Source organism: Cytobacillus luteolus (assembly GCF_017873715.1).
GTDB classification, from domain to species: Bacteria; Bacillota; Bacilli; order Bacillales; family Bacillaceae_L; genus Bacillus_BV; species Bacillus_BV luteola.
The window spans coordinates 703271-726198 of the sequence record NZ_JAGGKM010000001.1 but is presented as its reverse complement, the minus strand read 5'-3'; the positions used below and the strand labels follow the sequence as shown (position 1 = coordinate 726198).

General features: G+C 35.8%; 21 protein-coding genes, 2 pseudogenes and 2 riboswitches. Of the genes and pseudogenes, 6 read left to right on the top strand and 17 right to left on the bottom strand.

The window, feature by feature from the left end; translation table 11 throughout:
- Positions 1-103: 103 nt before the first annotated feature.
- From J2Z26_RS03745 to J2Z26_RS03730, 4 genes are all read right to left on the bottom strand, one after another.
- On the bottom strand, positions 104-892 hold the full coding sequence (locus tag J2Z26_RS03745) for a phosphotransferase family protein (protein WP_193538551.1): 789 nt from the start codon (positions 890-892) through the stop codon (positions 104-106).
- A 318-nt stretch (positions 893-1210) separates the two neighbouring features.
- Positions 1211-2155, bottom strand: a complete 945-nt coding sequence (locus tag J2Z26_RS03740; protein WP_193538455.1) for an isopenicillin N synthase family dioxygenase — start codon at positions 2153-2155, stop codon at positions 1211-1213.
- Between the two features lie 179 nt (positions 2156-2334).
- Entirely contained in the window at positions 2335-2997 is a 663-nt protein-coding gene (locus tag J2Z26_RS03735) for a DUF2306 domain-containing protein (protein ID WP_193538453.1), read from the bottom strand.
- Between the two features lie 78 nt (positions 2998-3075).
- Complete coding sequence (locus J2Z26_RS03730) at positions 3076-3558, bottom strand: hypothetical protein (protein ID WP_193538451.1); 483 nt, start codon at positions 3556-3558, stop codon at positions 3076-3078.
- Positions 3559-3722: 164 nt separating this feature from the next.
- Here J2Z26_RS03730 and J2Z26_RS03725 point away from each other — a divergent pair, with 164 nt between their 5' ends.
- Positions 3723-4667, top strand: coding sequence for a DMT family transporter (locus J2Z26_RS03725; protein WP_193538449.1), 945 nt, complete (start codon positions 3723-3725; stop codon positions 4665-4667).
- Positions 4668-5033: 366 nt separating this feature from the next.
- Here J2Z26_RS03725 and J2Z26_RS03720 read toward each other — a convergent pair whose 3' ends face one another.
- The 5 genes from J2Z26_RS03720 to J2Z26_RS03700 form a co-directional block, all read right to left on the bottom strand.
- Positions 5034-8084 carry an efflux RND transporter permease subunit gene (locus J2Z26_RS03720; protein WP_193538447.1) on the bottom strand — a complete coding sequence of 1017 codons (3051 nt, stop codon included), beginning with the start codon at positions 8082-8084 and terminating at the stop codon, positions 5034-5036.
- Between the two features lie 212 nt (positions 8085-8296).
- The gene (locus tag J2Z26_RS03715) at positions 8297-9067 is read right to left on the bottom strand and encodes a C40 family peptidase (protein ID WP_193538445.1); all 771 of its coding nucleotides are present in this window, start codon (positions 9065-9067) and stop codon (positions 8297-8299) included.
- An 83-nt stretch (positions 9068-9150) separates the two neighbouring features.
- Positions 9151-9525: a hypothetical protein gene (locus tag J2Z26_RS03710; protein WP_193538443.1), complete on the bottom strand. Its 375-nt coding sequence runs from the start codon at positions 9523-9525 to the stop codon at positions 9151-9153.
- Between the two features lie 123 nt (positions 9526-9648).
- Positions 9649-9942: a DUF3817 domain-containing protein gene (locus J2Z26_RS03705; RefSeq protein ID WP_193538441.1), complete on the bottom strand. Its 294-nt coding sequence runs from the start codon at positions 9940-9942 to the stop codon at positions 9649-9651.
- Positions 9943-10064: 122 nt separating this feature from the next.
- Positions 10065-10382 carry a hypothetical protein gene (locus tag J2Z26_RS03700; RefSeq protein WP_193538440.1) on the bottom strand — a complete coding sequence of 106 codons (318 nt, stop codon included), beginning with the start codon at positions 10380-10382 and terminating at the stop codon, positions 10065-10067.
- 30 nt (positions 10383-10412) lie between these two features.
- A riboswitch (cyclic di-GMP riboswitch) is annotated at positions 10413-10494 on the bottom strand.
- Between the two features lie 145 nt (positions 10495-10639).
- Here J2Z26_RS03700 and J2Z26_RS03695 point away from each other — a divergent pair.
- Positions 10640-11461: a GNAT family N-acetyltransferase gene (locus J2Z26_RS03695; RefSeq protein ID WP_193538438.1), complete on the top strand. Its 822-nt coding sequence runs from the start codon at positions 10640-10642 to the stop codon at positions 11459-11461.
- Positions 11462-11534: 73 nt separating this feature from the next.
- On the opposite strand, the pseudogene J2Z26_RS03690 reads toward J2Z26_RS03695, so the two are convergent.
- Positions 11535-12080 (bottom strand): annotated as a pseudogene (locus J2Z26_RS03690) (phosphotransferase-like protein); the annotation flags it as partial.
- A 72-nt stretch (positions 12081-12152) separates the two neighbouring features.
- Positions 12153-12734, bottom strand: coding sequence for a GyrI-like domain-containing protein (locus J2Z26_RS22370; RefSeq protein ID WP_193538434.1), 582 nt, complete (start codon positions 12732-12734; stop codon positions 12153-12155).
- Between the two features lie 186 nt (positions 12735-12920).
- Here J2Z26_RS22370 and J2Z26_RS03680 point away from each other — a divergent pair, with 186 nt between their 5' ends.
- From J2Z26_RS03680 to J2Z26_RS03670, 3 genes are all read left to right on the top strand, one after another.
- Entirely contained in the window at positions 12921-13247 is a 327-nt protein-coding gene (locus J2Z26_RS03680) for a hypothetical protein (protein ID WP_193538432.1), read from the top strand.
- A gap of 267 nt (positions 13248-13514) precedes the next feature.
- Positions 13515-14744, top strand: a complete 1230-nt coding sequence (locus J2Z26_RS03675) for an MFS transporter (RefSeq protein ID WP_193538430.1) — start codon at positions 13515-13517, stop codon at positions 14742-14744.
- 100 nt (positions 14745-14844) lie between these two features.
- A riboswitch (cyclic di-GMP riboswitch) is annotated at positions 14845-14928 on the top strand.
- 108 nt (positions 14929-15036) lie between these two features.
- The gene (locus J2Z26_RS03670) at positions 15037-16761 is read left to right on the top strand and encodes a methyl-accepting chemotaxis protein (RefSeq protein WP_193538428.1); all 1725 of its coding nucleotides are present in this window, start codon (positions 15037-15039) and stop codon (positions 16759-16761) included.
- A gap of 37 nt (positions 16762-16798) precedes the next feature.
- Here J2Z26_RS03670 and J2Z26_RS03665 read toward each other — a convergent pair whose 3' ends face one another.
- The 6 genes and pseudogenes from J2Z26_RS03665 to J2Z26_RS03640 all read right to left on the bottom strand — a co-directional run bounded on the left by J2Z26_RS03665 (position 16799) and on the right by J2Z26_RS03640 (position 21304).
- Positions 16799-17026: a hypothetical protein gene (locus J2Z26_RS03665; protein WP_193538426.1), complete on the bottom strand. Its 228-nt coding sequence runs from the start codon at positions 17024-17026 to the stop codon at positions 16799-16801.
- Positions 17027-17149: 123 nt separating this feature from the next.
- Positions 17150-18220, bottom strand: coding sequence for an ABC-2 transporter permease (locus tag J2Z26_RS03660; RefSeq protein ID WP_193538424.1), 1071 nt, complete (start codon positions 18218-18220; stop codon positions 17150-17152).
- Positions 18207-19004, bottom strand: a pseudogene (locus J2Z26_RS03655) (ATP-binding cassette domain-containing protein); the annotation flags it as partial. The pseudogene J2Z26_RS03655 and the gene J2Z26_RS03660, both read right to left, overlap by 14 nt.
- Before the next feature lie 64 nt (positions 19005-19068).
- Positions 19069-19479 (bottom strand): GntR family transcriptional regulator, encoded by a 411-nt coding sequence (locus tag J2Z26_RS03650; RefSeq protein WP_193538419.1) that lies wholly within the window; start codon positions 19477-19479, stop codon positions 19069-19071.
- 155 nt (positions 19480-19634) lie between these two features.
- The gene (locus J2Z26_RS03645; protein WP_193538549.1) at positions 19635-20072 is read right to left on the bottom strand and encodes a DMT family transporter; all 438 of its coding nucleotides are present in this window, start codon (positions 20070-20072) and stop codon (positions 19635-19637) included.
- Between the two features lie 245 nt (positions 20073-20317).
- Positions 20318-21304 carry a nuclease-related domain-containing protein gene (locus tag J2Z26_RS03640; RefSeq protein WP_193538417.1) on the bottom strand — a complete coding sequence of 329 codons (987 nt, stop codon included), beginning with the start codon at positions 21302-21304 and terminating at the stop codon, positions 20318-20320.
- A 345-nt stretch (positions 21305-21649) separates the two neighbouring features.
- Between J2Z26_RS03640 and J2Z26_RS03635 the strand changes: the two genes are divergently transcribed.
- Complete coding sequence (locus tag J2Z26_RS03635) at positions 21650-22882, top strand: aminopeptidase (RefSeq protein WP_193538415.1); 1233 nt, start codon at positions 21650-21652, stop codon at positions 22880-22882.
- The last annotated feature ends 46 nt before the right edge of the window (positions 22883-22928 follow it).

The following is a 22928-nucleotide window of genomic DNA, read 5'->3' as shown; positions in this document are numbered from 1 at the left end:
TAAGTATTGTATGATTTTATTTAAGTATTTTTCTGCCTTAGTTAAGTAAATGACCTCAATCGTTAAGTATTCCCTTTTATTGGATATTTTTCATCTTCACATCTCAGAAGAAATTATATAATCCATCCTCAAAATACGTAAATTCAGACTCTGTTATACGTTTTCCACCATATCCTTCAAAAAATACCACTCTATCACTCTCATTTTCGAATGCATTTTGTTTAGGACGGATTGCTAAGGCCGCATCATAGCGCGGATCACCGAAAGCTCCCCCGTTCCAATCAATAACTGCAGAAATTAGACCCTCCTTGACTAGAACATTATCAATCGTAAAATCACCATGGATCAAGGCTTGCTTGACAGATACTGGCTTCTTCTCCTTCAACCTCTGCAAGAGCTTAGCATTTCCATCTGTTTCATAATGTAGCAAGTTATATTCTGCTGTTTCTAGCATCTGATCTAGCCACAAACCTTCCCCCTTCAACTCCGAAGGACAAGGAGTCGAGTGAATCTCTTTTAAAACCTTCCCAAATTGATAAATGACTTCATGTCGCTTTATCTCATTCTGTTCATTCAACAAATAGCTTCGTAATGTTTGTCCTTCCATAAATTGAGTCAACATCCACGACTCACCGTTTCCCTCAACAAACTTTAAGAGTCTAGGAACTGGTAAATTTGCATCTTTTAGGCACTTAAGCACAAATGCCTCCCGCTTCAACCAATTACAAAACTGCTCTCCCTTTGATCTTTTTATAACAAACTTTTCACTATTCAGCGCTTTCACTATTCCCACATCTGAGGTATATCCCTGTTTAGGAAATGCTATCTCAGATAACGCTCCTACCATTTCCGTAATTTCTATAGGCAGCTCATTGATTTTAATCGATTCCATTCCTTCTTCTCCTCCACCTGAATCTTCTAACAAAATTATACACAATTTTGCGGACTGACAGGCCGTTATTTCCCCAAGAAAGCCCCTTTTTGAAGACTTTCCGGACTCAGAAGCCGTTATTTGCGATAAAACACACCAAAAAAAGGTCATCATCCCTCATTAAAGGCCTCTGAGTCCGCAAAGCCTTTAGAAACACTACTTTTCTGCCAAATAACGGCTTCTGAGTACGCTAATACTCCAAACTAATTAGAAGACCACTATTAAACTATAAAAAAGACCAGCCCCTACAATACAGGAGCTGGTCTTTCTCTTCAAAACTTACTTTTTAATCAATCCAATTTCAACTAAACGTTGGTATAAGAAATCACCAGCTGTAATTGCAGGGTATTTCTCAGGGTTTTCAGCCGACACACAAGAAGGAATTGTTTCTAATAAGTAACTGCTGTAAGGATGTACAAAGAAAGGCATTGAGAAACGTGAAGTATTCTCGCCTTTTGGATTTACTACACGGTGTGTTGTAGCTGGAATTACTTCATTTGTAATTCTTGAAAGCATGTCCCCAGCGTCAACGATGATTTGACCTTTTTCAGCTTTTACATCCATCCATTCGCCTTCACGAGTTAGTAATTGAAGACCTGAAGCAGTTGACTCTACTAAAAGAGTAATTAAGTTAATATCTTCATGCTCACCAGCACGGATTGCATTTGGATCCATCGAATCATCTAATGCAGGATAGTGAATTGCACGTAGTACACTGTTTCCGTCTTTAATCATGTCTGAGAAGAAGTCTAAACGAAGATCCATATCAAGCGCAAGTGCTTCTAACATATTACGAGCAACACGCTCTAATTCACGGTAGAAGTTTAAGCCATTTTTACGTAAATCTTCTACTTCTTCTGGCCAGATGTTTGCTGGGTATTCACCTGCTAATGGGTGACCAACAGGTAGTTCTTGTCCAATATGGAAGAATTCTTTTAAATCTCCAACTGTACGGTTTTTCGCATGCTCTTTCCCAAAACCAGTATAACCACGAGCTCCTCCAAGAACACTTTCATACTTCTTCTTCGTGTCTGTGTCTAAAGCATAAAACTTACGCCACATGTCATAGTTTTTCTCAATTAGATTAGGATCTACTCCGTGTCCTTCTAAAATGATAAATCCAGTTTCTTTTAGGCCAGCAACAAACTCTTCAGCAAAGATTTTGCGTTGATCTGAATTTCCATAAGTATAATCTTTTAGATTAAGTGTGCGAATCATTGTCATTTTATTTTCCTCCTTAATTATGAAAAGGCTTTCATAAACACCAAATACTATTATAACTGTTAATATAGTGAAATCTAGTACTTTTTTCACAATACTGGAATATTTTTTAACATTGATAGAAAACTAGTCCTTTTCACGAAAAAGCAGTGAATCCCATAGTAGGACTTCACTGCTTCGTTTTAAACCATTTTTGTAGTAACTTTACCAGATATGTTTGTTCCTTTACGTAGCTTAAAGCGAATCCAAATCTCTATTGCTACTAGATTTCCAACCCAACTGAGCCATATGGCTGCTACATACCCGACTGTAAAATTATCTAATGAATATCCGACAATTGCTGACCACATTCGAAATGTTAGAGCAGCAAATGTCATTGCATAGCTTCGATACATCCATTCCTCGTGGAGGCTTTGTTGTTTATTGCGAATATACTTATAAGCTTTCCATGTTGTATAAAACCAGAGTATGTCTAAGCATAAAAATCCAAGTATGGCTAAAATTCCGCCATGTGCGTAAAATGCTAAATATATCCCGACTAGAGAGCTTATTATAATCATTACAACATACACTTTTCCTGCATACCTATGGCCCTGTAAATACTTGTTACGTAACTTTTTTACAAATAAAAAAGGACCAATAATCAAAGGTAAAAAAGCTGTTAAAATATGAATATACAAGGCAATGTTCCATAGTTGATGATTCATTGCAAACATTTCCATTCCTTCACGGATAAGAATGGCATTGGTTTCAACTGGATCTAAGACAAAATAACGCACGACTGCAGAAATTGATAAAACAAACGCTAATAATAGAATAATAGCAAAGCCTAGTTTTTTACCCATTTCAATTGTTTTTCTCCTCTCACAACTCCCTGATATTTTTAATAATACCAAAAATTTCTAAATAAAAAATAGTAAATTTTATTGTAAAGATGGAATAGTAACTACATCAAAGTAGTCACCATTCATTTCGTTTATTAATCTGTATAGTATAAAACCATTTTTATAAAGTACCTCTATATCTTGAAATTTCATTTCAAAGATCATATCAGTAGAAACATCAGTTAATGTGATTTGATTCTCTTCGCTATATTCTAAGAAATACCTTTTAATTGGGGTTGTAATAAAATACCTTGAAAATAGTCCTGGTTCTTCCTCATAATAGGTAAGTGTTATTTTAGCTCGCCAACTGTTTTCGAACGACTCAACAAACTGATGAACTAATTCGCTATTTACTTCTGGAACTTCTTCATAAAAAATAACATCATCATTTTTTATTGCCTCAGATGGAGGATAAGGAAATACCCATGGTTTAGCGATCGCAATATAGATATGATTTATATTTATAAATGCAAAAAGGGCTATTATTGCGATACCACAAGATACCCACATCTTTTTATTCATCCTTACACCTCTTCCATGAAATTACCTAATTTTAACATGTCAACAATTTCTTAGAACAATATTTCCAAAATAAATCTATAAAAATATGTGAAATCATAATGTTTCGCTAATCGAAACATGTTACAATACATTCACACAAAACTACAAGGATAGAAGGGAACGTCATGAACAAAAAGGTTTGGCTGATTTATGGGATGCTTGCTTTAGCAACATCCACGTGGGGAAGTGCTTTTATTGCGGGAAAATATGCAGTGTTAAGCTTTGAACCAGCAACGGTTGCTTTTTTACGATTCTTTGGAGCTGCTATTCTACTCTTTCCTATTATGTGGATCATGGTAAAGAACCACACGAAACCCACACTTAAGGATTACGGACTATTTGCAATCCTGGGTCTAACAGGTATTGCCATTTATAATATATGTTTCTTTCTGGCAAGCAAGCATGCTCCAGTGATAAAAAGTTCCTTATTTATCGCTTCTAATCCAGTTTTAATTGTTCTTCTATCAGGTTTATTTTTAAAAGAGAAAATTACGAAAAATAATATAATTGGAATGATCATTGCGTTAACGGGTGTAGCCTTCATTATTACAAATGGCCACCTATTGACACTTTTTCAACTTGGCTTCGAGCCTATTGACTGGATTTTACTAGGCGCAGTTGTAAGTTGGGCATTATATAGTGTTGTTGGAAAAATCGTGTTGAAAAAATATACTTCGGTTGAATCGACAACCTATGCAGTTGCTTTTGGTACATTATTCTTACTACCCTTTGCCTTATTCGAAACCACCTGGCAGGATGTTCAGTTGGCTACATGGGATGCCTGGGTAGCCATCGCACATATGAGTGTATTTGTAACAGTTGTTTCCTTTATCATGTATTATCAAGGAATTAAAGAAGTTGGTGCAGCAAAGGCTTCTATTTTTATCAATGTAATGCCTGTATCTGCAGTTATTATGGCAACGGTATTTTTAGGGGAATCCTTCACCTTTGCTCATGGGATTGGTGCAGTATGTGTGCTTACCGGGGTGTATGTAGGAACGAATACGAAGAAATGGACACTATTTAAGAGGCAAAATAAATTGCGAGTTCAAACGAAGGATAGTGCATAAACGAATATAATATTCCAAAGCGCTAAGAACTTTATTCTTAGCGCTAATTTATTGTTTATTAATTTAGCTTTTCTTTTTGCTTTGAATTTTTGTAGTACTCGAAAACACTGCTGCCATCTTTACTGATTAAGGTGGTATTTATTTTTTCTTTCTTTAACGATTGTCTCAAGAGCATTTAACCCCTTGCTTTTAGCGGTCATTTCGTTTCCTTTCTTTCCGATTGAAATAACGGTGCAAAATACAGTTGGAGCCAGTGTTTTAGTTGTTTCTATCTTTATGTTATCAATGGAAGATAAGTCGAATCGTAAAGATAATAAACAACCCTCCTCTCAAAATTGAAAGGAGGGTAAACATTCTTTGATACGTCTAACTTGCTTGTTCAGCTACCTCTTCAGTTGAAACCTTTTCTTTTTTACGACGACCTTTACCGATTTTCCCTAAAGAATCGAATAGACGATAAGATGCTGGGATTAGCACTAGTGTTATCAAGGTTGCAAACAGTAACCCAGAAATGATAACAGTTGCCATTGGTGCTTGATAGTTACCAGAAGTTCCTGAAGCTAGTGCTAAAGGTAACATTCCACCAACCGTTGTTAATGTTGTCATTAATATTGGACGAATACGATTTTCACCTGCTTCAACAAGCGCATCTGATACTGAATATCCTTCACGTCTAAGTTGATTTGTTCGGTCTATCAGTAGGATAGCATTGTTTAATACAATACCAATTAACATAATTACACCCATTCCTGACATAATACTTAACTCACGACCTGTGATAACTAACCCCAAAATGACACCGACAATTGTCATTGGAATAACAGACATAACAACAATTGGATGGATTAAGTGATTAAACTGAACAGCCATAACAAAGTATACTAAGAAAATCGCAAGGCCTAAAACTAATAACATCTCTTTCATTAATTCTTGCTGCGCCTCTAGGTCACCAGCAACTGATACTGTGTACCCCGACGGAGCATTGAAGTCTTCAATCAGTTTAGAAACCTCGCGATTGATTGCTCCTAGGTCTTTCCCTTCAATATCAGCTGAAATGGAAATAAATCGCTCTCCATCATTGTGTGTAATCTGATTCGGCGTATTTACACTTTTTAACTCAATGAATGTTGCTAATGACTTTTCACCACTAGGTGTTGGAACTTTTAAGTCTAATAGTTCTGTTTGCTTCTCAACTTTCTCATCCCATTTAACCATCATTGGTACATTTTCTTCATTAATCGTCATTTCACCTAAAGGCATTTGTAGAAAGCTTTGCTCAATAAATTGTTTAATTTGTGGCTGAGTTAGACCCGCTTTTTCAATTTCACTTGTTTTTAATTCAATCACTTGTTCAACTGACGTACGTTCGATTGAATTATTAACCGCTACGATTCCCTCAATATCACTTAATTCACTTATAAAATCATCAGCGATCGCTTGAAGTTCTTCAAAGCTATCACCAGAGATATTCACTTGAACTGGAGAACCTCCTCCAGCTGACATTGCAGCCTGTGCGTCTTTAAGTGGAAAATTCTCTTTTAACTCACGTAAAGAACGCATAATTTCCTCGTTCACTTCTTTTTGCTCTCGGGTAATCTCTTCGCCCTTCGTCATATTAATGATAGTGTAAAGCATTGTTCCCATATCCATAACATAGTTTGTTTCTACATCCTGAACCTGAGATAGCGTTTCATTCATCTCGGAGATTAATTCTTCTTTTTCTTCAGTTGATAATCCTGTTTCCACAGTAACCATAACCTCTGCATAGCGATTTAACATATCTGGCATTATCGTCATTGGAATTTTCGTAACGAGTGCAAGTGATCCAGCAAACATTAAGAAAAATAATCCAATAACTGCAAAGCTATAACGCTTTTTCTTAACAGCCCAAGAAACAATGCGACTATATGAACGTAACAATGGACCTGTTTTCTTTTCCTTCTTTTTCTTTCCAAGCTTTAAAAAGTTTTCTGACAAGGATGGGATTAGCGTAAATGATACAACTACTGAGCTAATTAATGTAATTGCTACTACAGCCGATAGCATAATCATGAAGGTTCCCATTTCTCCACCTAATAATCCTATTGGAAGAAAAACAACAATCGTAGTTAGCATAGAGGCAATAACTGCAGTTGCTACCTCTTTTGTCCCTTCAATCACTGCTGCAAATTTATCTAACCCTTGTTCTTTTTTACGATAGATCGACTCTAAAATTACAATGGCAGAGTCAACCATCATTCCTATACCTAACCCAAGTCCAATAAGGGTTAAAAGGTTAAAGCTGTAGTCGAAGATCCACATCGCAGAGAAAGTTAGTAAAACAGATGTTGGAATTGTCAGTCCTACTATAAATGTTGCTCTAATGTTTCGAAGGAATAACAATAAAATCACAACCGCAATAATACCACCAATAAGAATATTGCTTGTTACTCCATCAATAGATTCCTTGACATAATCTGCTTGTGCAACCATTTCTGTTAATTCAAAGCCAGTAATAACATCTTCATCTCTAATTTGTTGGATTTCAGCCCGAATCGCTTCTGCCATTTCAATTTGGGTATACTCAGAGCTACGCCCCACTTGGATAAAGATAAAATCCTTTGATCCATTTTTCCAAACAGAAGACGAGTTTTCTAAAGGAACAAGTGACACTTCCGCGACTTCCTCTAAGTTAATAAAACCTGTTTGTGTTGGGATTTTAATGTTTTTTACATCCTCGATAGTTTCTAGTTTCGTATTCCAGCGTAACGAAGGCGAGTCTTTATCTCCACTCAATTCACCTAAAGTTGCTTCACTGTTACCTTGTTGTATAGCACCGATTACATAGGTAATATCTAGACCTTTTTCAAGCATTTTCTCACGGCTAAATTCAATTGAAACTTCATTTTCAACTAAACCTGAAAGCAACACATCACGTACTTCCGGTAATGCTTCAAGCCTTGGTTCGATCACATCTTTCGCAAAAGCTGTCATCTCTTCCATACTGCCACCGGAGACATCCATAAAAAATTCGTAACTTTGACTTGTTCCAATTTGACCAGCAAATACATCTTTAACACTTGGTATACTTGCTGTTGTTGAATTAACAATAGATTCTACTTCTTTAAAAAGCTCTTCTCCACGCCCACGTTCAAACATGACTTGAATCGAGGTTCTGCCAATATTTGTTGTAGAGCTGACACCTTCAACCCCCTCAATTGACTGTATCTGACTTTCTAAAGGTGTAGTTATCGTTCGCTCTACCTCTATAGCAGCCATTTCACCTGCCCCGATTTCAACAAAAGCACCATCAAATTGTACCGATGGCAAAAGCTCTTTATCTAGTTTCAAAATTGAGTAGTATCCAAGAATAAGAACAAATACAACCATCAAGCCTACTAAAATTTTTCTCTTAACAATAAAGTTAAGCCAGTTCATAGTTTCCTCCTCTTGATAGTTTCTAAGACCTAAGTCTTATACACTACCAATATGTAATAAATTAACTTCCAAAGACCATTATAAACATTTTTTAGGAAAATACACCTATAAATTAGCATTTTATCCAATATTTACAAAGTGTTTACATTTTGAATTTACCGATAATTCGCAAACCACAAAAAAGACACCCTATTGGATGTCTAATACTTACCTTATGCATCAATATAGAAAACAAAGTCCGGATGTATATACATTACCTCAAAATCAGGATTATCTTTTAAATTAGTATATAAATCTTCTGGAGCAAACCATAAATGGTCATTCGGAAACTCATAATCTGCTCCATAATAATAACTTAACCAGATTAATTTCGAGCAGTAGATATAGTTCCATTCATCTTCTAAAGGTGTATTGAGAGTAAATAGAAAGATAGGCTTTGCAATCCCTTTTTCCTTGTTCTCATTAAAGGTTTCCAAGTAGTTTAATGCATACTTAGCTGCCTTTTCACCCATCTCTTTATTCTTCGGCCGGAAGTGTGCAAACAATTTATGATTATTAAAAAAGTTTTCTACAGGTACCTTTCGAATAATCGGGTTTGTAACCACGCCTTCTACGATACTACTCTCATCTACAACCATAGCAGAATGCCCCATATACCCATAAGGAAGACCATTTAAGTTATCACAGGCAACAAGAATATCGCCCGCTCGGAAATAGGTTTCACGTTCCGAAAAACGTAGATCTCCAATATCGTATGTTTCATAGATTCTCTTAATGTAACCATCAATCATCACATCTGCTTGAATAAGTAACTTATGATTAAAGTTATTTCTCGAGTTGATGATAATGGAATCAATAAACGACATATGTCCCATATGCTGATTGTCTAAAAAGATGGAGATATTCATCAGGTTAACCTGGTCATCTTTCTTATCTATCTTAATTTTCCGCTCATCCCTATACACATTAAAATACTGCTGCATTCTTTCCCCTCCCACAAAAGCTAAACTAGGATATCTAAACTGTGAGGGCGTGATTTATTTTTAACCGATTAAAATTGGACCGACTATTTGCCCAAACTAAAATCGAAATCAAAATCAGGATCAAAATTAAAGTATGCTTGAGTTGTAGGGTTTACTTGAAAATCACTCAATAACTTTGGATTAATCTGAGTTTGTGGATTGACCTCTAGGCTTGGGTTTACTTGTGTCCATGGGTTTACCTGTACATTTGGATTAACTTGCATACTTGGATTTACTTGTGTATACGGACTTACATTCACATAAGGGTTAATTTGTGTCGTTGGATTCATTTGCAATAATGGCTGTAACATTGAATCATATTGCATGATTTCATTATAGTTCTTGTAATATTTTGTGTAAGCTTCCTGCATTTGAGCTAAACAATTCTGCCTTTTTTTCATAAGTTGTTCATAATTCATAGTCAAATACCTCCTTTTATTATTCAGTTCATGCTATGAAAAAATAGATTAATAGGTAACACGTCCTGACAAGAATGGGCTTTATAAAAATAGAAAAACCTAGGTACACGTATCCTAGGTATGTTAAAAGTTATGTTTTTTTAGTTGTAAATCAAGAACAATGTTTCCAAATGGAATGAAGGCTACGATAAATGCACTAATAGCCCATTTTAATGACCAACGGATTTTATAGGTTGTATAGGCTATAACAATTACATATAGAGTAAATAGCCCACCGTGAATTGCGCCAACAACGCTGACGACTTGAGGCATGTCTAAAAAATACTTTAGTGGCATTGCAATAAATACAAGAAACAGAAGAGAACCACCTTCAAGAAATCCCATCGTTCTAAAGCGGCCTAGCGGTGTATGTAACATTTTTAAAAGATCCTCCTAGAATAATTCTATCCTCTAACTATATACTATTTTAATCTTTACCTCTATAACTATATTATTGAAAAAATCTCCAATAAAAAAGACCAACCTGTGAAGTTGATCATTTAACACTCTATATTTTGTTTAAGTAATTGATTTAATCTCTCTTCTGCTCTGTCTTTGTCCATATCTAATCCCATTAAAAAGTGTAACAATGGATCCTTTTTTGCAAATTGTCTCATAGAATAATACGCTTTTGGCTTACTATATTTAAATACGGTCATCACTTCAATGGTTGGCAATTGCCCCTCATCTACTTTTGTTCGTAAAAATTGTTTAATAAAATATGCGAAATCGTACGTTGAACTTGGGCGGTCCGGCATTCTATCTAATAACTGATAGAAATGTTGGATGGTTTCAATTAACTCGATATTCCTTTCCATAAGTCCCCCTACTTTGTATCCATGAACGAAATTGGCAGAAGGCAATCCTAGTTGTCCAACTTTAGACCCGTGACTTTGCCCTCATCTTTCAATAAGTTTGCCCTAGATTACTAAAATAGTACCATTTCCTTATCTTTCAATCAATCTATTTTAGGTAAAAAGTATAGTTTATTCTGAAAAATAGAACTGTATTTCTTATCCATTTCCATTTATTATAATAAAGGAATCTAATTTAATTTAAATGGGGGAATAACTTCATGCTAAAAGCTCAACAATTACACGATATTGAATCCCTTCAAAAGGTTTGCGAATCGCATGACAATCTTAAACTAAAATTAAATTGGGATATGCTACGTTCCAGAGGTAGTCAAGAGCCAGAAGACTTTTTCATGTATGAATCCTCTTTACTGGTAGGTTTCATTGGAATCTATGGATTCGGTGATAAGGTTGAGCTATGTGGAATGGTTCACCCCAATTTTAGAAACAACGGTATCTTTACTAAACTCTTTCAACAAGCCATTGAAGCTTGTAAAAATCAAGGTTTTGAGAGAATCCTACTGAATGCTCCAGCTGATTCAGTTTCAGCAAGCGAGTTTCTAAAGAAATTACCCTGTATTTATTCTATTTCTGAATATCAAATGAAATACAATCACACTCCATTAGAATGCAACAATGACATTGTTTTGAGGCAAGCTTCTTCTTTACAAGACAAAGTAGCTGCGATTGAGTTAGATATGAAGTGTTTTGATATGACTGAAGAAGCAGCAAAATCTTTTAATGAAAGAGTACTAGAAGAAGGTACATATTATATTATTGAAGTGGAAGGGAAAACGGTTGGTAAAATCCGCGTTTACCGTGAACACGGGGAAAGTTGGATTTATAGTTTCGCTGTTTATCCTGAATACCAAGGAAAAGGGATTGGACGTAAAGCATTGACCAACGTTGTATTAGATGAAGCAAAACATGTACAAGATATTTATTTAGAGGTTGAAATAAAAAACGAACATGCACTTGGGTTATATAAATCCTGTGGGTTTGAACAATTCCACACTCAGGATTATTATGTGTATAAAGGGTAAAAAACACCTGAACACGCTGACTTGTTCGTTGTCAGCGCGTTTGATTTCCCCTAAAATACTCTTTTATTACCTTTTACACCTTACAAAATGTCTTCCATCCATCTGAAAACAGTTCTTGATTCACAGCCTCAACGATACGAACCGCACATACCTCTAATTTTTCATTAAAAGTATTTACTTCAACATCATACATTTCTCCGTTCTGGTGTACAAAGTTCAACTGAATTTTCGCTTGTCCTACCGTTCGATCGCCACGTTCACGTTCACGACGCTCTAATTCTTCTAACGGGCATTGAACCCCAACAAACAGTACTGGATAATCTTGAAGGGTTTCAGTCGCACTTTTCAAGCTTACGTTGTCATGTAAAACATCATCTATTATTAGATTTACACCTTTATCTGAAAACATCTTAATCGTTTGATGATAAAAAACCTCAGTCGCAATGGGAATCAAACGTTCATTCTGTCGATCCTCCATTTTCTCGATGATATAATCAAAATCATCCAATGAGAAATGAAAGTAATTCGGTAAAAGCTTAATCAGTTCTTTACTTAAGCTCGTTTTACCAGAACTTGATACACCATTTAAATAGATAATCTTCCCTTTGTTCATCTTTTGTGTAGTCCCCTTATGTTTTTTGAATGATTATATCGTTTTTTTAAGTAGAACACTAGTTTTTAAAAAAACATATCAGTCCTCTACCTCAACCCTAACAATCGTCTGTAGCTTGGAGGGCTCATTACAAAAAGGCTGATTAATATAAATCTCTCGATGAGATCGATTCTTTACGACTAACCCATTCTCCTTACAAAAATTCAATACATCTTCAAGCGTTTCATATACATTGTTATATGAACCTACATGTAGTGCCTGAACACAACGGCCCTGATGGTTATTCTTCAAGTAAACAGGAACTCTGACACTCCTCTTTCTGAACTCAAGTTCCTGTATTGCTTCACTAAACATACCTTCAGTAATTAAATTTGGGACCTGCATCATTGCTGTCCACTCACCTATTTCACCAGTCCAAATCACTTCTAAAGGCATTAGCTTAAACTTGTAATCCATCCCAAGTTTTGTCATGTCCTTTAACCGATTAACGACACGAGAGATTGACCAGATCGTATCACCATCGTGCATTCGGTAAACATTTCTCTCTCCCTCTCCATGTGCAACGACAAATTGAAGCTCAGGAATATCTATAACCTCAATCATTCCTTGTTTTAAAGAATACACACTTTTATGTATTTTGCGAAAATCATTCACTCTCACCCTTATCACTCCTCTTTATGGGGCCTGACCCCCACCGCTTTAAAGCTTTAACATATTGCTTCTGCTCATTTCCTTTTCCTTATATTCTCCATTTGGAATAATATCCCTTTGTTTTTTATAAAATCTTCTGCCTACGTGAAAACTATGGTAAAATACGATTTGTGTGAAATGAAAGGATGATAGAACTTGCTACTTTATGCACTACTAACTATAACAGCTACTGCAATAGAACTAGTATTTGTTTTTTTCTTATCATGGATTTTAGAAATGCATTACCATGATGTTTTATTCCTGTTTGGAGCTTTTATGAGTGGAGCTATCTGGTTATCCTCAAACAAGGGTAGAAATGCAGAGGTTGGCCTAAGTTATGATATATACAGTGGCCTTGGAGATATGTTAAAGATGAAGTTTATACCAGAAGAAAAATATAATGTATTCGTTAATCCGTTTTTTATTGGCTCACTCTTGGTAATGGTTATCGGAATCGCACTATCTATTATTGTATATTTATAAAGACTACTAAAAAACAGCATTCCAGTTTGGATGCTGTTTTCTCATTTTTACTATGTATGAGGACTTGGTAGGCCTCTCACCTACAACATGCACAACCATATTCGATGATACGGTTGGCTGCTCTATTAGTTGAGCTACAAATCCTCACAGATAGTATCTACCAACTTTTTGGACTTCATTCCTTCTTATAAAAAAATAAAAATTTCGTGTTGCGAAATAATTTAGAAATCATTAAAATATAGCTATTACAATTTTAAGGAGAACCACATGAGTAAAAAAATAATTCTTTATACAAAAGCCTTCTCTGATTTAGGAACCTTCATGGATTTGATTGTGTTAAATGTTGTGATGTATGCTGCAACAGGAAGTACGGTTTGGCTAGCTGCAACCATGGCTGTTCGTACACTTGGAGGTGTATTATCCAGTCTTTTCTCTGGGATAGTAGCAGATAGATATGACCGTCGTAAAATTATGATCTACACAGATATTTTCAGGGCCATTATCATCCTTCTATTAATTCCGTTTCCTAATCCAGTCATGATCTTATCTGTTGCCTTTTTAATCGGCTTATCAAGTACATTTTTTATGGTTAGTTTCAACTCAGAAATACCACAAATTTTTGGGCAAGATAAAGTACTTGAAACAAACGCGCTTATCTCAAGGCTAACATCAATCAGTCTTGTTGCTGGTTTTATTGGTGCAGGAGTAATCACTGATTTTCTCGGTTATAAAGTAACTTTAATGATTGATGCACTAACTTATCTGTTATCAGCTGCTGTTCTCTTAAAGGTAAAATGGGAGTCCAGTACTCCTAAACAAGTTGCTGCTTTGGCTAGTGGTTTCAAACAAAAGTTAAAAAGCGTAGGAAATGATTTGAAAGAAGTTTATTCCTATATAATGGTTGCTCCAATGCTACTCATGGTTAATCTTGTTTTCTTAATTGGTGCTTTTGCTGGTAGCTCACACAACCTTGGCATTCCATTACTTGCCGAAGATATAGATCCTTCTCGTCAAGGTTTCTACTATGGGATGATCTGGGGAATATGGGGAATTGGTTCAGTTGCTGCCACAATGATTATCCCAAGGATAAAGTGGCTACAGAGTGACCGCATATTTTATAGTTGTTTCATATCAGCTATCCTAATGTCCACCGGATTCATTGTCTTTTTGTCAAACCTTAATCTATGGATTATCTTTCCGTTTGCTTTCTTTACCGGAGTGTTCGATGCTACATTTACAACGCTCCACTCAACCATCTTACAGAAAACAGATAACCATATACGAGGGCGAATCTTCGGAGTTGGCATGCTATTAAAATCATTAGGTTTTGCTTTAGGATTTGTTGTAGCACCAATTTTACTAGAAGCTCTTACTCTACCAAAAATGGTTTGGATATTACACGGGACATTAATCACTTCGACTATCGTTATTGCCTTAGTTGCATTAAATCTAAATACAAAAGCTAAGTCCCTACCACCAGTTAAACCTAGCGTATAAAATATCTCATTTTTCAACATATTTCGTCATATCCTTTATTGCCTTAAAAAGAATATCGCTATATAATTAATCTATTACTAATTAACTATAGCTAAATTCCTAAAGTTAAAGGCAAACCCGTCGAAAGTCGGGGACGCAAAGCCACGGATCTTCAGCATAATGCTATGATGGCCGGGTTGTCAGATGGGATGTTGAAAACTCTTTTCTGCTTTGCGTAAATTTGCTTCAAACTATTTACGTCAAAGAGGAAAGAGTTTTTTTTGAAAAAGTTTTATACATAGGAGGTACACAAATGTTTAAAAAGAGACCAAGCCTTTTAAAGTTTAGTAACCTTAAAATAGGCTGGAAATTTGGAATAGCACTAGGTTTATCAATTGCATTATTCTGTGCTTCAGCTGTCATTATTTTTTTCCAGATACAAGGAGTAAAAACTGAACTAACTTCACTAGAAAAAAAGAGTAATAACTCAATCATTATTACAGAAATTGCTTCCTTAATTCGATCAAAAGATGCTCGTATTGCAGATTATATAAGTAGTCCTAAGGAGGCATATATCAAGGAATATAATGAAATTGATGAATCTCTTACATTGTTTCTAGTTGAATTAAAGCCACAATTAACTTCAAATGAAGAGATTGTCATATTAGGTGAGATTGACAAAGCTGATGAAGAAATAAATACGCTCTTTTTAAATTCTATCGGTCCAGCAATTAAAAGTGGGGACCAATCTGTAGCATTGTTAAGCCGTGGAAAAACACAAATACTTCGCAGTGGAGTTGTAAAAAAACTAGAAGAGTTACGTAGTATCTTGGATAACCAACGTGATACAGCTATGAAACAAGTTTCAATGAGCTTAAACAGTGCAATTACAAATCTACTAATCGCAATAGCTCTATCTACAGTGCTAGGTATTCTAATAGTTTATTTAATCAACCGTATCGTTCATAAAAACTTAAACAATGTCATAAAAATGGCCAAGGAAATCTCTGAAGGTAACCTAACAATTGATGAAAATAGCTATACAGGTAAGGATGAAATCGGCCAACTTAGTTCAGCCATGAATGTTATGTTAATTAGCTTACGAGACATGGTAACAAAAATCTCCAACGTATCTGAAACAGTAACGAGTCAAAGTGAAGAATTGACACAATCAGCAAATGAAGTAAAAGAAGGCAGTAGACAGGTTGCTGCTACAATGCAAGAGCTTTCTGCTGGTTCTGAATCTCAAGCCAATGATTCATCTGAACTATCAGAAGCCATGTCTACCTTTATTGATAAAATCCAAGGCGCGAATACGAACGGTCAACTGATTCATGATTCGTCAAACTATGTCTTAAAGCTTACTAAAGATGGCAGTCAGTTAATGGATTCATCTGTCAAACAAATGAATTCCATTGATGAAATCTTTAATGTTGCAGTAGACAAAGTAAAAGGACTTGATAAACACTCTAAAGAGATCTCAACTCTTGTTGGTGTAATTAAAGCAATCGCTGACCAAACAAACCTTCTTGCGTTAAACGCTGCCATCGAAGCAGCAAGAGCTGGCGAACATGGTAAAGGCTTCGCAGTAGTAGCTGATGAAGTTCGTAAATTAGCTGAACAGGTTTCAGTTTCAGTTTCTGATATCACTGGAATTGTTGCAGGTATTCAAAAAGAATCTGGTGAAGTTGTAACTTCACTTGAAGAAGGCTATCACCAAGTTGAAAAAGGCTCAGAACAAATTCAAACTACAGGTAAAACATTCGAGACTATTAATCAATCCGTACTAGAGATGGTTACTAGAATTCAAGATGTATCCAACAATTTAAAAGAAATTGTGAGTAGCAGTGAACTTATGAGTCAATCTATAGTAAACATTGCATCAGTTTCTGAAGAATCAGCAGCAGGAATTGAACAAACCTCTGCCTCTATTCAACAAACGACCAGTTCAATGGAGGAAATTGCAGGAAGTGCAAATCAGTTATCAGTGCTTGCCGAAGAGCTTAATGGTCAGGTTCGTAGGTTTAAACTTTCATAACCGTTCATCTTAAAGAGCATCCATTATGGTGCTCTTTTTAATTTGCTTCTCTATGTCTACCTCTTCTCCTTGGGACATCTACAGATAAGATATTTCCGATTAAGAAGGTTCTTCTCTTTTTACGTAAGTAACAATAAGCAATCAATGTATTTTCCTTAATCTCCATTACTCTAATTAAACGCCCCGATACAACACCACCCTTTGATATATAAATAATTTCAATGGTTGACTGTTCATGGAATGCTCTTTTTAAAATCCCCATCATCGCAACATCACTCCTTTGTTACGATTATTATATACCAAACAAGTGTTCTGTACCTATATTTTTTTGGAAATAAAAAAGAGTAACCTTTAGCAAGTTACTCCCTGAATAATCATGCCCTTGTCATTAACTCCTTTTCCCAAGTAGGAACCTGGTACCTAGTAATTTTGAAACGATGAAGGAGACAATTAAAGCTAATAATAGACCTCCAATATGGTACGTTATCACATGTGGGCTTTCATTATAGTTGTAGATAAATGAAGGAAAGATAGCCCCACCTAATAGATAAAAACAGACGAATACCCCCACTTTAAGAACCGGTTGAAACTTTTCATACACAAGAATCTTGCCGTTATTTTCACTTTTCATCGCCTTAGAAAAATACATGATCAATCCTAAACCTACAATAGTTACTATAACCGGAACAATTAGTGGCTCAAGACCTAACTGATTAGGACCATTTACATATCCATGTAAAAAACCATTAATCCGATGATCAAGTAGAAGTAATTGTATCGGAAAACTAATATGCTCAAACAGACTGTAAATTACATTAGGTAAATAGAAATGCCCCAATCCAAGTGCTTCCCAATGGTAGTTAAAAAATTCATCAATCAACATAGCCATTCCCATAGGAAATAATAAAAAGATGACACTGAAAACAAACTGAGAAATAACACTAGCTCCCATAAACCCAATCAATAAAGCAAACGTATAAACACCTATTAGTACAAAAATGGAAACCAATCCATAGTACCAAAGGATACCGGAATCCATATAATCAATCAGCAATGAATTGCTTAGCAGAATGACTGCTGCTACGATTGAAACAATGGTTGCTCCAATAATGTTTATAACTCCAAGTAACCACTTAGTAAGCATGATAGTCTGTCTTTTAAATGGAAGTGACAATGTTAAATCCATACTTTGATTCGTACGTTCTAACCCTATCAAGGTACATGCTAAAATTAGTACGACAAGAATTTGGAGGAATGCAACGTCAGTATTATTCCAATAAAGATGATATTCAAATGGGTTCCGCTCTCCTGATTCTTTCCAGAATTGAATTGCAACATTTAAGTGCTGAATCTCATTAACAACTTTTATAGGAATATACAAAGATACGAGCCACAATGCCCATAATATAAACTTAGATTGCTTGTAATCCTTTAACCACAAACCTTTAGTGCCCTTCACGGTCATCCCCTCCTAACGCCGAAATGAACATATCCTCTAATGTCATCGGTAATTCTTCAAATAAGATTGGCTGGTATGTGTTTAGCTGATTCATTGTGTTCTCTGTGTCGCCTTTAATAAGAAGGGTATGAACTCGACCAATCTGATTGATTCGTACAATATTTTGAAGTTGTCCAAGCTCCTCTGGATAGTCCCCTTTAAATACGACCTGAACCTTTTTAAAGTGCTCCTTCGCGTTGTCCATCGTAATAATAGATTCAATTTTTCCTTCTTTCATCATCATGATTGTATCAGCAATTTTCTCTAACTCATCTAAATGATGAGTGGAGATTAAGATTGAAAGCTCGCTTTCAGAAACCTCACCGATTAATAATTGAAGGACCTGACGTTTGATAATTGCATCAAGACCATTTGTCGGCTCATCAAGTATAATTAATTTTGCCTTTGTGGAAATGGCTAATATGATGAACATTAATGCCTTCATCCCTTTTGAAAAGGTTCTTACTTTTCGATTTGTAGGCAACTTAAATTCTTTCATATGACTGTAAAAAAAATCTTCCTGGAACTCCGGATAAATGGCTTTATATAAACGGACTAACTCCTTCACACTATATCCATTGAACGTGGCCGTTGAATCAGGAACATAAGCAATTGAACGCTTTACTTCAGGTTTAACTGCTATATTTTCTTCTTCATATAAAACTTCACCTTGTTCTGGATCAAGAATTCCAACAAGTGTCCTTAGTAATGTCGTTTTACCGACACCATTTCTACCAACAAGGCCAACAATGGAACCTTTTCCAATTGTAAAAGTAATGTCATCAAGGACTTTTTTCCCCTCAATGGTTTTACTCAGATTCCTTACCGTTAGCATCTTTTCCTCCCCCTAACTCGTCTAAATACGTTTGTACCCATGATAAAAATGTATCCTTATCAATTCCTAAGTAGGAAGCTTCTACAATTAAAGTTTTCAGTGATTGTTTCATTGTTTCGATCCTTTCTTCATCAGGTTTTGTAGAGATATTCTCCGATACGAACGTCCCTTTTCCTCTGCGTGTCACAATGATGCCCTGTCTTTCTAATTCTTGATAGGCCTTACTCACCGTATTTGGATTTACTAGTAAAGTCGAACTTAATTCACGAACAGACATGAGTTTATCATTCGGTTGGAGGATCCCTTTTAGAATCATCTCTTTCGCCTGATTCACAATTTGCTCCCAAATTGGAGTATTACTACGCTCATCTAAATTAAAATACATAGTTTGTTTTAGCCTCCTTTCAGCTTTTTGGCTTATGTATGATTGTATTATGTGTATTACACTAACTAGTACACTTAATACAATAATCCCTTTCCATTTAATTGTCAATGGTCTTTTGGGTAAAAAAAAGAAATCACCTTGAATCAGTGATTTCTTCACACTTTTTTATAAAATAAAAATAGTGAGCACACGAGCAGAACTAATGCTAAAGCTCTTTTGCAATCAAACGGGATTTGTTTACTGCCGAATAGTCCGAAGTGATCGATGACGGCACTCATAACTAGCTGCCCCACAATTACGGCTGTTAAGGTAGTTGCAACACCCACTCTTGGAACCACGAGCACGGCTACGAACACATAGAATGCACCAAGCAACCCGCCAGTTAACTGCCATTTGGGTATCGTCGTGACTGCCGTTAGGTTCCCCTTTCCAAAGAAGATTACAATAAACAGCAAGGCGAGAGTGCCGATTGCAAACGAAACAAGGGATCCTTCCAATGTACCCACTTTTTTACCTAATCCCCCATTTATGGTCGCTTGAATTGCCACTGCCACCCCACCTAATAACGCTAAGATTGGGAAAAGCCATTTAATGAGCATGATTTTGCCTCCGAAGGTAGATTTATAGAATGATTATAATGTGGGGTGGGGGGATTTGCTAGTGATTTGATTGTTTAGAGGGGAAATATGCGAGTCTGTTTGGAATTTTTTAGTAATACTTTCTTTTCCGGGTTTAATACTTTCCTTTTGGATATAAATACTTTCCTTAGAAGATATAATACTTTCTATTCTTGGTAAAATACTTTCCACATTTAATAAAATACTTAATATTAATACATTTACCTCAAAATTAGTGGTTTAAGATTATAGACTTTGTCCTTAAAGGTACCTAAGGAGGGTAAATTTAGAGAAGCTAATAACTTACTGGAAGTGACGATACTTTCAATGTTTAAAAACTCTCTAAATTCTCTGTTTGATATTATCTCACCTACTAAAAAGTAATAATCAACAAGTGACTCAATATGGGCATTAGTACTTTTAACATTACACTTGTTGCAGTACCATCCTCCTCGTATTCTAGGTAGAGGGAGTGTATTGCATTTTTGACAATGTACACCTGTTACTATATCTGATTGTTTGATAGCAAATCTCTGTAGGTAATCAGGTATAAGAGGGGTATTCAGTTTTTTAAAGAGCTTTGAGAGTTTTGTAATTTGAGAGCCTGTTAAACTATCCTTTGTAAACAATTTCTCAGTTGCTTCAATTTTAAAAGGGAGGTTAGCAGAGTGGATTACATATTTTTGAACGGTTTTAATATGCTCTGGTGCAGTTTTAATAATTGCGTTGGGGTTAGTTATAACAACGAGTGATACAATAGGAGTCTCAGGAAATTTGTGTTTCTTTAACCAATACCTTAATTGTAGTTCATGTCTTTTAACTTGTGATACTGGACTTATATAGGGTTTTACAGTTCCATCATTTCTCTTTTGAAGTAACTGATCAAAATCCTGATCAAAAAATAACTCCCCTGATAGATTTTTAACTTCTATATTTAAGAAATAACGACTTGATATAATTGGTGTATCCAATTGAAAATATATTCCCTCAACATACTCTAGCCTAGCACCACGGAATAAAAGATGATATTTCTTCAAATCTAAAAAATTCAAAAAGTAGTCAATCGATTGTTCTCCTCTCTGGCCAGCCAAACTGATAGACAATTCTTCCTCGATTTGAGGCATCGTTGGAAAACTAGGTGAAACTCTCCTTACTATGGCTTCTAATTTACGAATTTTAAGCGACTTTTCTATTTTGTTGATTGACAATGGATACCATTCCTCCTTTTTTATTGATTTCTATATAAATCTATCATTTTCCTTCTTAAAAAGTGTACTAGGGTAATAAATTCAAAATATATATTGGTAATATATACCAATATTTTCTCATAATCACTAAATACTTAACAAAACGTGAGAAATACTTTCCATTTTGCAAAAATACTTAACAAAATAAGTAAAATACTTTCACAAACACCAAAAATACTTTCTTAAGAACAAAGAATCATAATAACGAACACACAAACATCCCCCACACCAATCCCTCATTCCCCTCCCCCCAAACAAATGGTACAATAGTAGGGTGAAAATTCTTACAAACAAAGGAGCCAATGTATGACAACTTTTATTCAAAACCTTGAAAAGTACGCGGATCTTGCGGTTCGTGTAGGTGTTAATATTCAAAAAGGGCAAACACTCGTGGTTAATGCCCCAATCTCAACGGCTGACTTTGTTCGCAAAGTGGCGAAGAGTGCATATGAAGCTGGTGCAAAAAACGTGCATGTGGAGTGGAACGATGATGAGCTGACTCGCACGAAATTTGACCTAGCGCCAGACGAAGCTTTCAACGAATACCCAGTATGGAAAGCAAAAGGCTTTGAAGAGATGGCTGAAGGTGGTGCAGCATTCTTATCAATCGTAGCTTCAAACCCAGACTTACTAAAAGGTGTAGATCCTAACCGCATTGCAGCAGCACAAAAAGCGGCAGGGCAAGCAATGGAAAAATACCGTAGCTACGCACAAGCAGATAAAATTAGCTGGTGTGTTATTGCGGTTCCTTCAAAAGAATGGGCTGCTAAAGTATTCCCTGACCTTACTGAAGAAGAACAAACAAACAAACTTTGGGATGCTATTTTCCAAGCTACTCGCTCTGACCTAGAAGACCCAGTTCAAGCATGGAGAGAGCATAACGCAACATTACATAGTAAAGTAGATTACTTAAACAATAAAAAATACAAAACGCTTCACTACAAAGCTCCTGGTACGGATCTAAAAGTAGACTTACCAGAAAAACACATCTGGATCGGTGGCGGCGGCCAAAACGAGCAAGGCGTACCATTCGTAGCAAATATGCCAACTGAAGAAGTGTTCACAACACCTCAAAAAGACGGTGTAAACGGTGTTGTTACAAGCTCTAAGCCTTTAAGCTATGGTGGTAACTTAATTGAAAACTTCACACTTACTTTTGAAAATGGTCGTATCATTGATGTGAAAGCTGAAGCTGGTGAAGACACATTAAAACGTTTAGTAGAAACGGACGAAGGCTCTCACTACTTAGGTGAAGTAGCTCTAGTACCACACAATTCACCAATTTCAAACACAAATATCATTTTCTTCAACACATTATTTGATGAGAATGCATCAAACCACTTTGCAATCGGAAATGCTTATGCTTTCTGTATTGAAGGCGGAAAAACAATGTCAAAAGAAGACCTTGCTAAAAACGGTGCAAACTCAAGTATCACACACGTTGACTTCATGGTTGGCTCTGCTGAAATGGATATCGACGGCATTACAGCTGATGGTACAGTTGAACCTTTATTCCGTAACGGAAGCTGGGCATTTTAAATACTAAAAAAGGAGCACACAGACATTACTCTGCGTGCTCCTCTTA